Source organism: Pseudomonas sp. PS01298, from assembly GCF_029959745.1.
GTDB lineage: Bacteria > Pseudomonadota > Gammaproteobacteria > Pseudomonadales > Pseudomonadaceae > Aquipseudomonas > Aquipseudomonas aylmerensis.
This window is the reverse complement of the sequence record NZ_JASCPP010000088.1, coordinates 1-14,277: the sequence shown is the minus strand read 5'-3', so window position 1 is coordinate 14,277 and position 14,277 is coordinate 1. Positions and strand designations below refer to the sequence as shown.

The 14,277-nt window shown below is 63.1% G+C and carries 13 protein-coding genes; all 13 read left to right on the top strand.

The features are described 5' to 3' along the window. Window positions 1–95 precede the first annotated feature (95 nt). The 13 genes from QMX97_RS24135 to QMX97_RS24075 all read left to right on the top strand — a co-directional run bounded on the left by QMX97_RS24135 (window position 96) and on the right by QMX97_RS24075 (window position 14,173). Entirely contained in the window at window positions 96–1,571 is a 1,476-nt protein-coding gene (locus QMX97_RS24135; protein WP_065909797.1) for a sigma-54 dependent transcriptional regulator, read from the top strand. A gap of 110 nt (window positions 1,572–1,681) precedes the next feature. Further along, entirely contained in the window at window positions 1,682–2,893 is a 1,212-nt protein-coding gene (locus tag QMX97_RS24130; RefSeq protein WP_257236585.1) for an ATP-binding protein, read from the top strand. A gap of 6 nt (window positions 2,894–2,899) precedes the next feature. Continuing rightward, the gene (locus QMX97_RS24125; RefSeq protein WP_065909799.1) at window positions 2,900–4,276 is read left to right on the top strand and encodes a sigma-54 dependent transcriptional regulator; all 1,377 of its coding nucleotides are present in this window, start codon (window positions 2,900–2,902) and stop codon (window positions 4,274–4,276) included. 132 nt (window positions 4,277–4,408) lie between these two features. Beyond that, a complete protein-coding gene (gene fliE, locus QMX97_RS24120) occupies window positions 4,409–4,738 on the top strand; it encodes a flagellar hook-basal body complex protein FliE (RefSeq protein WP_065909800.1) in 330 nt (109 codons plus the stop codon). A gap of 16 nt (window positions 4,739–4,754) precedes the next feature. Further along, on the top strand, window positions 4,755–6,533 hold the full coding sequence (fliF, locus tag QMX97_RS24115) for a flagellar basal-body MS-ring/collar protein FliF (protein WP_065909802.1): 1,779 nt from the start codon (window positions 4,755–4,757) through the stop codon (window positions 6,531–6,533). Next, a complete protein-coding gene (fliG, locus tag QMX97_RS24110) occupies window positions 6,526–7,545 on the top strand; it encodes a flagellar motor switch protein FliG (RefSeq protein ID WP_010208743.1) in 1,020 nt (339 codons plus the stop codon). Before fliF ends, fliG begins: the two co-directional genes overlap by 8 nt. 10 nt (window positions 7,546–7,555) lie before the next feature. After that, the gene (fliH, locus tag QMX97_RS24105) at window positions 7,556–8,320 is read left to right on the top strand and encodes a flagellar assembly protein FliH (RefSeq protein WP_065909803.1); all 765 of its coding nucleotides are present in this window, start codon (window positions 7,556–7,558) and stop codon (window positions 8,318–8,320) included. Beyond that, window positions 8,310–9,668: a flagellar protein export ATPase FliI gene (fliI, locus tag QMX97_RS24100; RefSeq protein ID WP_065909805.1), complete on the top strand. Its 1,359-nt coding sequence runs from the start codon at window positions 8,310–8,312 to the stop codon at window positions 9,666–9,668. The genes fliH and fliI overlap by 11 nt, the downstream gene beginning before the upstream one ends. Before the next feature lie 3 nt (window positions 9,669–9,671). Then, the gene (fliJ, locus tag QMX97_RS24095; RefSeq protein WP_065909807.1) at window positions 9,672–10,121 is read left to right on the top strand and encodes a flagellar export protein FliJ; all 450 of its coding nucleotides are present in this window, start codon (window positions 9,672–9,674) and stop codon (window positions 10,119–10,121) included. 171 nt (window positions 10,122–10,292) lie between these two features. Next, window positions 10,293–10,598 (top strand): STAS domain-containing protein, encoded by a 306-nt coding sequence (locus QMX97_RS24090; RefSeq protein WP_106803036.1) that lies wholly within the window; start codon window positions 10,293–10,295, stop codon window positions 10,596–10,598. Further along, window positions 10,595–12,313 carry a fused response regulator/phosphatase gene (locus QMX97_RS24085; protein ID WP_065909809.1) on the top strand — a complete coding sequence of 573 codons (1,719 nt, stop codon included), beginning with the start codon at window positions 10,595–10,597 and terminating at the stop codon, window positions 12,311–12,313. Before QMX97_RS24090 ends, QMX97_RS24085 begins: the two co-directional genes overlap by 4 nt. Before the next feature lie 30 nt (window positions 12,314–12,343). Then, entirely contained in the window at window positions 12,344–12,688 is a 345-nt protein-coding gene (locus QMX97_RS24080) for an Hpt domain-containing protein (RefSeq protein ID WP_065909810.1), read from the top strand. Window positions 12,689–12,832: 144 nt separating this feature from the next. Then, window positions 12,833–14,173, top strand: coding sequence for a flagellar hook-length control protein FliK (locus QMX97_RS24075; protein ID WP_282397742.1), 1,341 nt, complete (start codon window positions 12,833–12,835; stop codon window positions 14,171–14,173). The last annotated feature ends 104 nt before the right edge of the window (window positions 14,174–14,277 follow it).

Below are 14,277 nucleotides of genomic sequence, written 5' to 3'. Positions count from 1 at the left end.
AGATTTCAGACGTCTAGTAAGGCATGAAGTCTTACAGGCGTCTCGATTGCCCTCACTCTTGGGGCAGAGCGTTTTACTAGGGAAGTTGCTATTGCATGTGGCGTGAAACCAAAATTCTGCTGATTGATGACGATAGCGTCCGCCGCCGCGATTTAGCGGTGATTTTGAATTTTCTTGGCGAAGAAAATTTGCCCTGCGGCAGCCATGATTGGCAGCAGGCGGTCAGCTCATTGTCATCGAGCCGTGAAGTCATTTGTGTGCTGATCGGGACGGTGAACGCTCCTGGCGCTGTTTTGGGCTTGTTAAAGACACTGTCAACCTGGGATGAGTTCCTTCCGGTGTTGCTGATGGGCGATATTTCTTCTATCGACCTGCCTGAAGACCAGCGCCGCCGCGTGCTGTCCACCCTGGAAATGCCGCCCAGCTACAGCAAATTGCTCGACTCCCTGCACCGTGCCCAGGTCTATCGCGAGATGTATGACCAGGCGCGCGAGCGCGGTCGCCACCGCGAACCCAACCTGTTCCGCAGCCTCGTCGGCACCAGCCGTGCGATCCAGCACGTGCGCCAGATGATGCAGCAAGTGGCCGACACCGACGCCAGCGTGCTGATCCTTGGCGAGTCGGGCACCGGCAAGGAAGTGGTCGCGCGCAACCTGCACTATCACTCCAAGCGCCGCGACGGGCCTTTTGTGCCGGTCAACTGCGGGGCGATCCCGGCCGAGCTGCTGGAAAGCGAATTGTTCGGCCATGAGAAGGGCGCCTTTACCGGGGCGATCACCAGCCGTGCCGGGCGTTTCGAACTGGCCAACGGCGGCACGCTGTTCCTCGACGAAATTGGCGACATGCCGCTGCCGATGCAGGTCAAGCTGCTGCGCGTGCTGCAGGAACGTACCTTCGAACGTGTGGGCAGCAACAAGACCCAAAGCGTCGACGTGCGCATCATCGCGGCCACCCACAAGAACCTCGAAAGCATGATCGAGGTGGGCAGCTTCCGCGAAGACTTGTACTACCGCCTCAACGTATTCCCGATCGAGATGGCCCCGCTGCGCGAGCGCGTGGAGGACATCCCGCTGCTGATGAACGAACTGATCTCGCGCATGGAGCACGAAAAGCGCGGCTCGATCCGTTTCAACTCGGCGGCGATCATGTCCCTGTGCCGCCACGGCTGGCCGGGTAACGTCCGCGAGCTGGCCAACCTGGTGGAGCGCATGGCGATCATGCACCCCTACGGGGTGATCGGCGTGGTCGAGTTGCCGAAGAAATTCCGCTACGTCGACGATGAAGACGAGCAACTGGTCGACAGCCTGCGCAGTGACATGGAAGAGCGGGTCGCCATCAACGGCCACACCCCGGACTTCGGCTCCACCGCCATGCTGCCGCCCGAAGGCCTTGATCTCAAGGACTACCTCGGCAACCTCGAACAGGGGCTGATCCAGCAGGCGTTGGACGACGCCAATGGCATCGTCGCGCGGGCTGCCGAGCGCCTGCGCATCCGCCGAACCACCCTGGTTGAGAAGATGCGCAAGTACGGCATGAGCCGCAAAGAAGGTGATGAACAGGCGGATGATTGACGCCTGTTTTCCAAACCGCTGAAATTTCAGCGGTTTTTTTTCGGCACAACTATTGCTACAGCCCTCGCAACGTTCCGTTTAACTGACGGTCAGCCAAGCGAGAGAGCATGATGCCCCACGCCGCCCAACTATCTTCGGTCCCTGTCCTGCAGGGGCCTGTCCCGTCTGTAGAAGAACTCAGCCGCAATGGCCTGGAGCAGGCCTTTTCGCTGTTCAACCAGATGTCGAGCCAATTGACTGACTCCTACAGCCTGCTGGAAGCCCGGGTCTCCGAGCTTAAAGGCGAGCTGGCGGTGGTCAGTGCCCAGCGCATGGAAGAGCTGGCCGAGAAAGAGCGCCTGGCCAACCGTCTGCAAAACCTGCTGTCACTGTTGCCGGGCGGCGTGATCGTGATCGACGATCAGGGCCGAGTGCGCGAAGCCAACCCGGCGGCCTGCGACATGCTCGGCCTGCCGCTGGAAGGTGAGTTGTGGCGTCATGTCATCACGCGCTGCTTTGCGCCGCGCGAAGACGACGGCCACGAAATCTCCCTGAAAGACGGGCGCCGCTTGTCCATCGCCACCCGTTCCCTGGATGCGGAGCCGGGCCAGCTGGTGCTGCTCAACGACCTGACTGAAACCCGTCATCTGCAAGACCAGCTGGCGCGCCACGAGCGTTTGTCGTCGCTGGGGCGGATGGTCGCTTCTTTGGCGCATCAGATCCGCACGCCCCTGTCGGCGGCGTTGATCTACGCCAGTCATTTGACTGATGAACAATTGCCCGCTGCCACCCACCAGCGATTTGCCGGGCGCCTCAAGGAGCGCTTGCACGAGTTGGAGCACCAGGTGCGCGACATGCTGGTGTTTGCCCGTGGCGAATTGCCGCTGACTGACCGCATCACTCCGGCCGCGCTGATGCAGGCCCTGCAGGCTGCAGCCGCCACGCATATTCAAGACGTCCAGGTGCGCTGGCAGTGCGACAGTCATCTCGGTGAGCTGCTGTGCAACCGCGACACCCTGGTCGGCTCGCTGCTCAACCTGATCGAAAACGCCACCCAGGCCAGTGGCCCCGGCGCGCGCCTCAAGGTGCACCTGTACAGCCGCGAGCAGACCCTGCGCCTGTGCATCAGCGACAGCGGCAGCGGTATCGACCCGGTCGTATTGCAGCGCCTGGGCGAGCCGTTTTTTACCACCAAGACCAACGGTACCGGCCTCGGCCTGACCGTGGTCAAGGCGGTGGCACGTGCCCATCAGGGAGAATTGCAACTGCACTCCCGAGTCGGGCGTGGCACCTGTGCATTGATGACCTTGCCGCTGTTTTCATGCGCGGCAGGCGCGGAGTAAAAAGTAATGGCTATCAAGGTTCTGTTGGTGGAAGACGATCGCGCCCTGCGTGAAGCATTGGCTGACACGCTGTTGCTGGCGGGCCATGACTACCGGGCGGTCGGTTCTGCCGAGGACGCCTTGGAGGCGGTCGAGCAGGAAACCTTCAGCCTGGTGGTCAGCGACGTGAACATGCCCGGCATGGACGGCCACCAGTTGCTCGGCCTGCTGCGTGCGCGCCAGCCGCAACTGCCGGTGTTGCTGATGACCGCCCATGGCGCCGTTGAGCGCGCGGTGGATGCAATGCGCCAGGGCGCGGCGGATTACCTGGTCAAGCCTTTCGAGCCCAAGGCCCTGATCGAACTGGTGGCGCGGCATGCCCTGGGCGTGATCACGGCCAGTGACAGCGAGGGCCCGATTGCCTTCGAACCGGCCAGCGCGCAGTTGCTGGAACTGGCGGCCCGCGTGGCGCGCAGCGATTCGACTGTGTTGATTTCCGGCGAGTCCGGTACCGGTAAAGAGGTGCTGGCGCGCTATATCCACCAGCAATCGACTCGCGCCAAACAACCGTTTATCGCCATCAACTGTGCGGCGATCCCCGACAACATGCTCGAAGCCACGCTGTTCGGCCACGAAAAGGGCTCCTTTACCGGCGCCATCGCGGCCCAGGCGGGCAAGTTCGAACAGGCGGACGGCGGCACCATCTTGCTCGATGAGATCTCGGAGATGCCCCTGGGCCTGCAGGCCAAGCTGCTGCGGGTGTTGCAGGAGCGTGAAGTGGAACGTGTGGGGGCGCGCAAGCCGATCCAGCTGGATATTCGCGTGGTAGCCACCACCAACCGAGACCTTGCCGGTGAAGTGGCGGCGGGGCGCTTTCGTGAGGATCTGTTCTACCGCCTCTCGGTGTTTCCGCTGGCCTGGCGTCCGTTGCGCGAACGCCCGGCAGATATCATTCCACTGGCCGAGCGCCTGCTGAACAACCACGTCAAAAAAATGAAGCATGCCCAGGCGCGGCTCTCGGCCGAGGCCCAGGCGTGCCTGATCGGCTATCCATGGCCGGGCAACGTGCGCGAATTGGATAATGCTATCCAGCGCGCGCTGATTTTGCAGCAGGGCGGCTTGATCCAGCCCCAGGATTTCTGCCTGGCCATGGGCAGTGGTGCGGCGCCGCTACCGACCCTGGCGCCGGTGCCGGTAGTCGCCGAAACCGAGACCGCCGGGGCCCTGGGCGACGACCTGCGTCGCCGCGAATTCCAGATGATCATCGACACCCTGCGCGCCGAGCGCGGCCGCCGCAAGGAAGCCGCCGAACGCCTGGGGATCAGCCCACGCACGTTGCGCTACAAGCTGGCACAGATGCGCGACGCCGGGATGGATGTCGAGGCTTATCTTTTCGCCACCTGATCGGTAACAAGGCGGACAAGCTTTGTCGCCTTTTCTTACGAGTTGCTACAGAGCTGGCACCCTTGTTGCTACCTCCCCTAGTAATTGCTGCGTAGTGTCAAAAATTTGCGGGTTGTCGGGAGAGAGAAGGTCATGAGCCAGGGTATTGAGTTCAATCGGTTGATGTTGGATATGCGCTCCATGCAAATGGATGCCATGGCTCAACCGAAATCCGTCGCGCCAGCGCCGGAATTGGGCCAAAGCAGCTTCGCCGACATGCTCGGCAAAGCCATCAACAAAGTCAGTGATACCCAGCAAGCCTCCAACCAGTTGGCCAATGCGTTCGAGATCGGCAAAAGCGGCGTGGACCTCACCGATGTGATGGTCGCCTCGCAAAAGGCCAGCGTCTCGTTCCAGGCCCTGACCCAAGTGCGTAACAAGCTGGTTCAAGCCTACCAAGACATCATGCAGATGCCGGTTTAAGGACGAGATTTAAGTCATGGCAGAAGCAGTCGTGGACAACGTACCCGCCAAGGCAGACGGCAAGCCGCCGCTGTTTGGCCTGTCGTTCCTGGAAAACCTCTCGGAAATGACCATGTTGCGTCAGGTGGGCCTGATGGTCGGCCTGGCTGCCAGCGTGGCGATTGGTTTTGCCGTGGTGTTGTGGTCGCAGCAACCCGATTACCGGCCGCTGTACGGCAGCCTGGCGGGCATGGATTCCAAGCAGATCATGGAAACCCTGTCGGCTGCCGACATTTCCTACACTGTGGAGCCCAACTCCGGCGCTCTGCTGGTCAAGGCCGACGACGTGGCCCGGGCGCGGATGAAACTCGCGGCGGCTGGCGTGACCCCGTCCGACAGCAACATCGGTTTTGAAATCCTCGACAAGGACCAGGGCCTGGGGACCAGCCAGTTCATGGAAGCCACTCGCTATCGTCGTGGCCTCGAAGGCGAACTCGCCCGCACCATCTCCAGCCTCAACAACGTCAAGGGCGCCCGCGTGCACCTGGCTATTCCGAAAAGCTCGGTGTTTGTGCGCGATGAGCGCAAGCCAAGTGCCTCGGTACTGGTCGAACTGTTTTCCGGCCGCTCCCTGGAGCCTGGCCAGGTCCTGGCGATCATCAATCTGGTGGCCACCAGCGTTCCCGAATTGAGCAAGTCGCAAATCACCGTGGTCGACCAGAAGGGCAACCTGTTGTCCGACCAGGCTGAAAACTCCGCGCTGACCCAGGCCGGCAAGCAGTTCGACTACAGCCGCCGCATGGAAAGCATGCTCACCCAGCGTGTGCATAACATCCTGCAACCGGTGCTGGGCAACGACCGCTACAAGGCTGAAGTGTCTGCCGATGTGGACTTCAGCGCCGTCGAGTCGACCTCCGAGCAGTTCAACCCCGACCAGCCGGCCTTGCGCAGCGAGCAGTCGACCAGCGAACAACGCACCGCGAGCAATGGCCCGCAAGGTGTGCCGGGTGCCCTGAGCAACCAGCCACCGGCACCGGCCACCGCGCCGCAAACCACCGGTGGCGCGGCCGCGACTGCTGGTGCAGTGCAACCTGGCCAGCCGCTGCTGGACGCCAACGGCCAGCAGATCATGGACCCGGCCACCGGCCAGCCGATGCTCGCCCCGTACCCGGCGGACAAGCGTAACCAGTCCACCAAGAACTTCGAACTCGACCGTTCCATCAGCCACACCAAGCAGCAACAGGGCCGTGTCAATCGCCTGTCGGTGTCGGTGGTGGTCGATGACCAGGTCAAGGTCAACCCGGCTGACGGTGCGGTTACCCGTGCGCCCTGGAGCGCCGACGAATTGGCGCGCTTCACTCGCCTGGTGCAGGACGCCGTCGGTTTTGACGCCAGCCGTGGTGACAGCGTCAGCGTGATCAACATGCCGTTCTCCGCCGAGCGTGGCGAAGTGATCGCCGACCCGGCGTTCTACACGCAGCCGTGGTTCTGGGACATCGTCAAGCAAGTACTGGGTGTGTTGTTCATCCTGGTGCTGGTGTTCGGCGTGCTGCGCCCGGTGCTCAACAACATCACCGGCAACGGCAAGAAACAACTCGCGGCCTTCGGTGGCAGCGACGTCGAGTTGGGTGGCATGGGCGGCCTGGATGGCGAACTGGCCAACGACCGCGTCAGCCTCGGCGGCCCGCAAAGCATCCTGTTGCCAAGCCCGAGCGAAGGCTATGACGCTCAGCTGAATGCAATCAAGAGTCTGGTGGCAGAAGACCCGGGCCGTGTGGCCCAGGTCGTGAAAGAGTGGATCAACGCAGATGAGTGATAATCGAGCCGCTGTTGCCAAGCTCACCAAGGTCGACAAAGCCGCTGTATTGCTGCTGTCGCTGGGTGAAACCGACGCCGCCCAAGTGCTGCGCCACATGGGCCCTAAAGAAGTCCAGCGGGTTGGCGTGGCCATGGCGCAGATGCGCAATGTGCACCGTGAGCAGGTCGAGCAGGTGATGAGTGAGTTCGTCGAGATCGTCGGCGACCAGACCAGCCTGGGCGTCGGCTCCGACAGCTACATCCGCAAGATGCTCACCTCGGCCCTGGGCGAAGACAAGGCCAACGGCCTGATCGACCGCATCCTGCTGGGTGGCAACACCAGCGGCCTCGACAGCCTCAAATGGATGGAGCCGCGCGCCGTCGCCGACGTGATCCGCTACGAGCACCCGCAGATCCAGGCGATCGTCGTGGCGTACCTCGACCCGGACCAGGCCGGTGAAGTGCTTGGCCACTTCGACCATAAAGTGCGCCTGGACATCATCCTGCGCGTGTCGTCGCTGAACACCGTGCAGCCGGCGGCCTTGAAAGAACTCAACACGATTCTCGAGAAGCAGTTCTCGGGCAACTCGAATGCATCGCGTACCACCCTGGGCGGTATCAAGCGCGCGGCCGACATCATGAACTTCCTCGACAGCTCGGTCGAAGGCCAGTTGATGGACTCGATCCGCGAGATCGACGACACCCTGTCCGGCCAGATCGAAGACCTCATGTTCGTGTTCAACAACCTCTCCGATGTCGACGACCGTGGCATCCAGGCGCTGCTGCGCGAGGTGTCCTCCGACGTGCTGGTGCTGGCGCTCAAGGGCTCCGACGAGAACGTCAAGGAGAAGATCTTCAAGAACATGTCCAAGCGTGCTTCCGAGCTGCTGCGCGACGACCTCGAGGCCAAGGGCCCGGTGCGCGTCAGCGACGTGGAAACTGCGCAGAAAGAGATCCTCACCATTGCCCGCCGTATGGCCGAAGCCGGAGAAATCGTTCTCGGCGGGAAGGGCGGCGAAGAAATGATTTAAGGCGCCACTCATGTCGAACAAAGATGGGGCTCCCAGCGATCTGATTCGCGCGCGGGATGTCGGCGGGTTCGACATCTGGTCGTTGCCCAGCTTCGATCCGCATGTGCCGGAGCCCGAGCCGGAACCGGTGGAAGAGCCGCCTGCGGAAATGGAAGAAGTGCCGCTGGAAGAAGTCCAGCCATTGACCCTGGAAGAGTTGGAGAGCATCCGCCAGGAGGCCTACAACGAAGGGTTTTCCGCCGGTGAAAAAGACGGTTTTCGCAGCACCACCCTCAAGGTGCGCCAGGAGGCCGAGGCGGCGCTCGCCGTCAAGCTGGCCAGCCTGGAGCGCTTGATGGGCGGCTTGTTCGACCCCATCGCCGAGCAGGATTCGCAGATCGAGAAAGCCATGGTCGGCCTGGTGGAGCATATCGCCCGCCAGGTGATCCAGCGTGAGCTGGTGCTCGATTCCAGCCACATCGAAAGCGTGATGCGCGAAGCGCTCAAGTTGCTGCCGCTGGGCGTCGGCAATGTGCGGCTGTACATCAACCCGCAGGATTTCGAACAGGTCAAGGCCCTGCGCGAGCGCCATGAAGAAACCTGGCGCATCGTCGAGGACGCCTCCCTGCAGCCAGGGGGTTGCCGCGTCGAGACCGAGCACAGCCGCATCGATGCGACGGTGGAAACCCGTATCAGCCAGATCATGGCCAAGCTGTTCGACCAACTCCACGAACAAGCCCTGCACCCGGCCGAGCCTGACCTGAGTGTGGACCTGGACGCCCCTGATGCGCCTTGATCGCACCAGCTTCGCCAAACGCCTGGGTGGCTATGCCGAAGCCACCGAATTGGCTGGCCAACCGATCCTCGAAGGGCGCCTGTTGCGCATGGTCGGCCTGACCCTGGAGGCCGAGGGCCTGCGCGCGGCCATGGGCAGCCGCTGCCTGGTGATCAACGACGACAGCTACCACCCGGTGCAGGTCGAAGCCGAAGTCATGGGCTTTTCCGGCAGCAAGATTTTCCTGATGCCCGTCGGCAGCCTGGCCGGCATCGCCCCCGGTGCCCGCGTGGTGCCGTTGGCTGATACCGGTCGCCTGCCCATGGGCATGAGCATGCTCGGCCGCGTGCTCGACGGCGCCGGTCGCGCGCTGGACGGCAAGGGCGGGATGAAGGCCGAAGACTGGGTGCCGATGGACGGCCCGACCATCAACCCGCTGAACCGCAACCCGATCAGCGTGCCGTTGGACGTGGGCATTCGCAGCATCAACGGATTATTGACGGTCGGTCGCGGCCAGCGTCTGGGCCTGTTCGCCGGTACCGGCGTGGGTAAGTCGGTGTTGCTCGGCATGATGACCCGCTTTACCGAGGCCGACATTATTGTGGTGGGGCTGATCGGTGAGCGGGGTCGTGAGGTCAAGGAGTTCATCGAGCACAGCCTCGGTGAAGAAGGTCTCAAGCGCTCGGTGGTGGTCGCGTCCCCGGCCGACGATGCGCCGCTGATGCGTTTGCGCGCCGCCATGTATTGCACGCGCATCGCCGAATATTTTCGCGACAAGGGCAAGAACGTCCTGTTGCTGATGGACTCGCTCACGCGTTTTGCCCAGGCCCAGCGGGAAATCGCCCTGGCCATCGGCGAGCCCCCGGCCACCAAGGGCTATCCGCCGTCGGTGTTTGCCAAGCTGCCCAAGTTGGTGGAGCGCGCCGGTAACGCCGAAGCCGGTGGGGGCTCGATCACCGCGTTCTACACCGTGTTGTCCGAAGGCGATGACCAGCAGGACCCGATTGCCGACTCGGCGCGGGGTGTACTCGACGGCCACATCGTACTGTCGCGGCGCCTGGCGGAAGAGGGGCACTATCCGGCCATCGACATCGAGGCGTCGATCAGCCGGGTGATGCCTGCTGTGGTCACGCCGGAGCACATGGCGCGCGCGCAGCATTTCAAACAGTTGTGGTCGCGCTACCAGCAGAGCCGCGACCTGATCAGTGTCGGCGCCTATGTCGCCGGTGGTGATCGCGAGACCGACCTGGCGATCGCCCTGCAACCGCAGTTGGTGACCTACCTGCGCCAGGGCCTCAACGACAAGATCAGCATGGGTGAAAGCGAAGCGCACCTGGGCTCGATCTTCGCCCCGGCGCCAGGCGGCTAAGCCATGGCCAGCACGCGTTCCTCACGTCTGGCCCCGGTGGTGGACATGGCCGAAAAGGCCGAGAAAACCGCCGTGCAGCGCCTGGGGTATTTCCAGGGCCAGGTGCGTCTGGCGGAAAGCAAGCTGGGCGACCTCGAGCGTTTTCGCAGCGAGTACCAGCAGCAATGGATCGAACGCGGCAGCAAAGGCGTTTCCGGCCAGTGGCTGATGGGCTACCAGGGCTTTCTCAATCAGTTGGAAACCGCCGTCGGCCAACAGCGCCAGAGCCTGGCCTGGCACCAGAACAATCTCGATAAAGCCCGCGAGAGCTGGCAAGCGGCGTTTGCGCGGGTCGAAGGCCTGCGCAAACTGGTGCAGCGCTACATCGACGAGGCGCGGGCCATCGAAGACAAGCGTGAGCAGAAGCTGCTCGACGAACTGTCCCAGCGTCTGCCGCGTCAATCCCAATTCTAAAAATGTGGCAGCGGGCTTGCTCGCGAAGGCGGTATGTCAGTTTGCATCTGTGGTGGCTGACAGACTGCTTTCGCGAGCAAGCCCGCTCGCGCATTTGATTCGCTGTGTTGCTCAGATCCGCTTCGCCTGCTAAACCTTGTTGCACATTGCCAATGACAAGGAAGCAGTCGTATGTCAGTCGAGTCAGAAGTATCCCTGGATGGGACGAAATTGACGATTACCATCAAGGGGCGGTTCGATTTCGGTAGCCACCAAGCCTTTCGTGATGCCTACGAGCGGTTTTACAAAGTGCCCGAGATCTACGTGGTGGACTTGAAGCACACCACTTATATGGACAGCTCGGCCCTGGGCATGCTCCTGCTGCTGCGTGACCATGCGGGCGGCGATAACGCCGAGGTCCAGGTGATCAACAGTAATTCTGACGTGCGCAAGATCCTCGCCATTTCCAACTTCGACAAATTGTTCGACCTCACTTGAGCGTCCTGGCCCCGGTTCCTGAAGCGCTGAGCATATTGATCGCTGAAGACAGCGCCGCCGACCTGTTGTTGCTGTCGACGATCATCCGGCGTCAGGGCCACCAGGTGCTGACGGCCACCAATGGCGCGCAAGCGGTTGAGGTGTTCGCCCGCGAGCGGCCGCAGCTGGTGCTGATGGACGCGCTGATGCCGGTGATGGACGGCTTTGAGGCGGCCCGCCGCATCAAGCAACTGGCCGGCGAGGCGCTGGTGCCGATTATCTTCCTCACCTCCCTGCGCGAAAGCGAAGCGCTGGCCCAATGCCTGGATGCCGGCGGTGACGACTTCCTGCCCAAGCCCTACAACCAACTGATCCTGGCCGCGAAGATCAACGCCATGGACCGCCTGCGCCGGTTGCAGGCCACCGTGTTGCAGCAGCGCGACCTGATCGCCAGGCACCACGACTATCTATTGCATGAGCAGCGGGTCGCCAAGGCCGTGTTCGACAAGGTCGCCCATTCCGGCTGCATCAATGCCGCGCCGAACATTCGCTACCTGCAATCGCCCTATGCGTTGTTCAACGGTGACCTGCTGCTGGCGGCCTACACGCCGTCCGGCGACATGCACGTGCTGCTCGGCGATTTCACAGGCCACGGCCTGCCGGCAGCGGTGGGCGCGATGCCGTTGGCGGAAGTGTTCTACGGCATGACCGCCAAGGGCTATGGCCTGGCGCAGACCCTGCGCGAGATGAACGCCAAGCTCAAGCGCATCCTGCCGGTGGACATGTTCTGCTGCGCCACCCTGTTGTGCCTGAGCACGCAGCGCCGCGTGGTGGAGGTGTGGAACGGCGGCATGCCCGATGGCTATGTGCATGAAGTCGCCAGTGGCCAGCGCACGCCGCTGCAGTCGCGGCATTTGCCGTTGGGCGTGCTTTCGGCCGACGCTTTTGATGATCGTACCGAAGTCTGGCCCATGGCCTTGGGCGACCGCGTGTTCCTGCTGTCCGATGGTGTGCTGGACACCGCTGACGCGAATGATCAATTGTTTGGTGCCGAGCGTTTGCAGCAAGTGTTCGCCGCCAATCGCGAGCCGGATCGGCTGTTCGAGGACATTGAACAGGCGCTGGCGGCCTTTCGCGGCGAGGCGCGGGATGATGTGAGCATGGTGGAAATCACCCTGCAGCCCGGCCAGTCGTTGCGCGCGACCGGGCCGTTGTATGCCGACAGCGGCCAGTCGTGCCCGCTGGATTGGTCGGTGAGTTTCGAGTTTCGCGCCGAAACCCTCAAGCGCTACAACCCGTTGCCCTACCTGCTGCAGCTGTTGCTGGAGATCCACGGCCTGCGTGAGCAGAGCGGGGCGCTCTACAGCGTGATGGCCGAGCTGTATTCCAATGCGCTGGAGCACGGCGTGCTGGGCCTGGACTCGCGGCTCAAGCGCGATGCCCAGGGGTTTACCGAGTATTACCGCCAGCGCAACGATCGCCTGGCGCAGCTGAACAGCGGTTATGTACGCGTGCACGTGCAGGTGGTGCCCACCGAAGCGGGCGGCAAGATGACCTTGCGCCTGGAAGACAGCGGGCCGGGGTTCGACGTCGAACAGGTGCTGGCCCGGCCGTTGGATATCGACCGTCTGTCCGGCCGCGGGCTGAGCCTGGTGCGCCAGTTGAGCAGCGATGTACGCTGGTCCGATGGCGGGCGCAGTGTCTGCGTGGAGTTTTGCTGGGGGGCTCTGGCATAATCCGCCGATTCTTGATCAAGGAGCGAGCAAGTGGTTGATATTCATCTGGACCCTGACGTGTTGTCGGGTTTGCAGGAAGTCATGGAAGGCGAGTACCCCAAGCTGCTCGATACCTTTCTCGATGATTCCCAGAAGCGCGTCGAAGCCCTGCGCAAGGCCCGCGACGACGCCAAGGCGCTGGGGCGCATCGCCCATAGCTTCAAGGGCAGCAGCGGCAACCTCGGCGCGGTGCGCTTGGCGCAGTTGTGCCAGCGGCTGGAGGTCGAGTCGGTTGAGTCCTCGGCGGACCTGGGGGCGCTGGTGGATCAGATTGATCACGAGTTTGCGTTGGTGAAGCCGTTGTATGAGTCCGAGCGGCAGCGGTTTGGCGTGTAGTTGGGGTGTGTACGTATCCATCAGCCGTTACCTGAATAACGGATAGGTACACAACAAAACCAAGCCCAAGTAAAACCTGGCCCGACTCTTGCTCTATCTCCCGATACTGCATCCCCGATCCCCATGCAGTGGAGACCTTTACCTATGCCAGTCGCCCCTAATTCGCTCCTTCAGGCTGCCCCCGCGGCCAAGCCTCAAGCGTCCGCCGCCCCGCAGCCGGTTGCGGATGCGGACCCACGGGACAAGGGCCCTGGCTTCGCACAGGTGTTCGCCAACCAAGGCGCCAAGCCCGCGATCAAGGCCGACGACAACTCGGCCAAGCCCACACGGGACAAGCCTTCCGACAACTCTGCCAAGCCTGTCGCCAGCAGCGACAAGCCTGCCGCCAGCACGCCAGCGGTTGCCGATAGCGGCAATACCTTGCCTGCCACGCCGCCGGCCAAGTCCGATGACAGTGCCAGCACCGATGACGACGCGCCGGTCGATCCGACCCTGGTGCAGCAGCCCCCGACCGACCCGGTGGTCGATCCGGCATTGATTGCCACGGTCACGCCGGTGGTTGTGCCGGTACCGGTGCAAACCCCGGCACCGGCGGCTGCCGCCCAGGACGACAGCGCCCAGCCGGTGGTTGCGGCGCCGATCGCGGCCACCGAGGAAGCCAAGCCGGCGTTCGACCCCGAGGCCGATCCACTGGATGCGATGCCGGCCGTGCGCCTGGCGATGGAGCAGGGCGGGCATGTGTCGGCCAGCAGCCAGGCACCGGCAAAAACCGCCCCGGCGCCGACCCAGGACCAGCCGACGGCCGCGCAGAACTTTGCCGCCGGCCTGGCCAATATGGTCGACCAGCAAGCCACCAAGGACAGCACTGACTCCGGCGGCGAGAAGGCCTTCAGCGGTTTGATCGAAGGCGGCCTCAAGGACCTCAAGGAAGCCAGCAGCGACACGCGCGTCGATGACTTCGCCAATCGCCTTGCCGCGCTGACCCAGGCCGCCACGCCGAAAACCGCCAATGCGCTGCCGCCCACGACCAATGCGCCGCTGGCCATGCACCAGAGCGGCTGGACCGACGAAATCGTCAACCGCGTGATGTACCTCTCCAGCGCCAACCTCAAGTCGGCAGAGATCCAGTTGCAGCCGGCCGAACTCGGTCGCCTGGACATCAAGGTCAACATGACGGCCGACCAGCAGGCCCAGGTCAACTTCATGAGCGCCCACCCGGTGGTGCGTGAAGCGCTGGAAAGCCAGTCCGGCCGCCTGCGGGAGATGTTCGCCCAGCAAGGCATGGGCCAGGTCGACGTCAACGTGTCCGACCAGTCCCGTGGCCAGGAGCAGCAGCAACAGCAGGCCCAGACCCGTGGCGTGAGTGGCACGGGTGGGCGCGGCGGCGACAACGGCGACAATGCCAGTCACGGCGAGGTGGCTGAGGCCGTCGCGCCGGTGACGTCTACCGTGATCGGCTCCAGCGCCGTCGACTACTACGCCTGATCCTGAGCCTGGCACAGGCCAAAATGTGGGAGCGGGCTTGCTCGCGAAGGCGGTGTGTCAGTTTGCATGTGTGCTGACTGACACACTGCTTTCGCGAGCAAGCC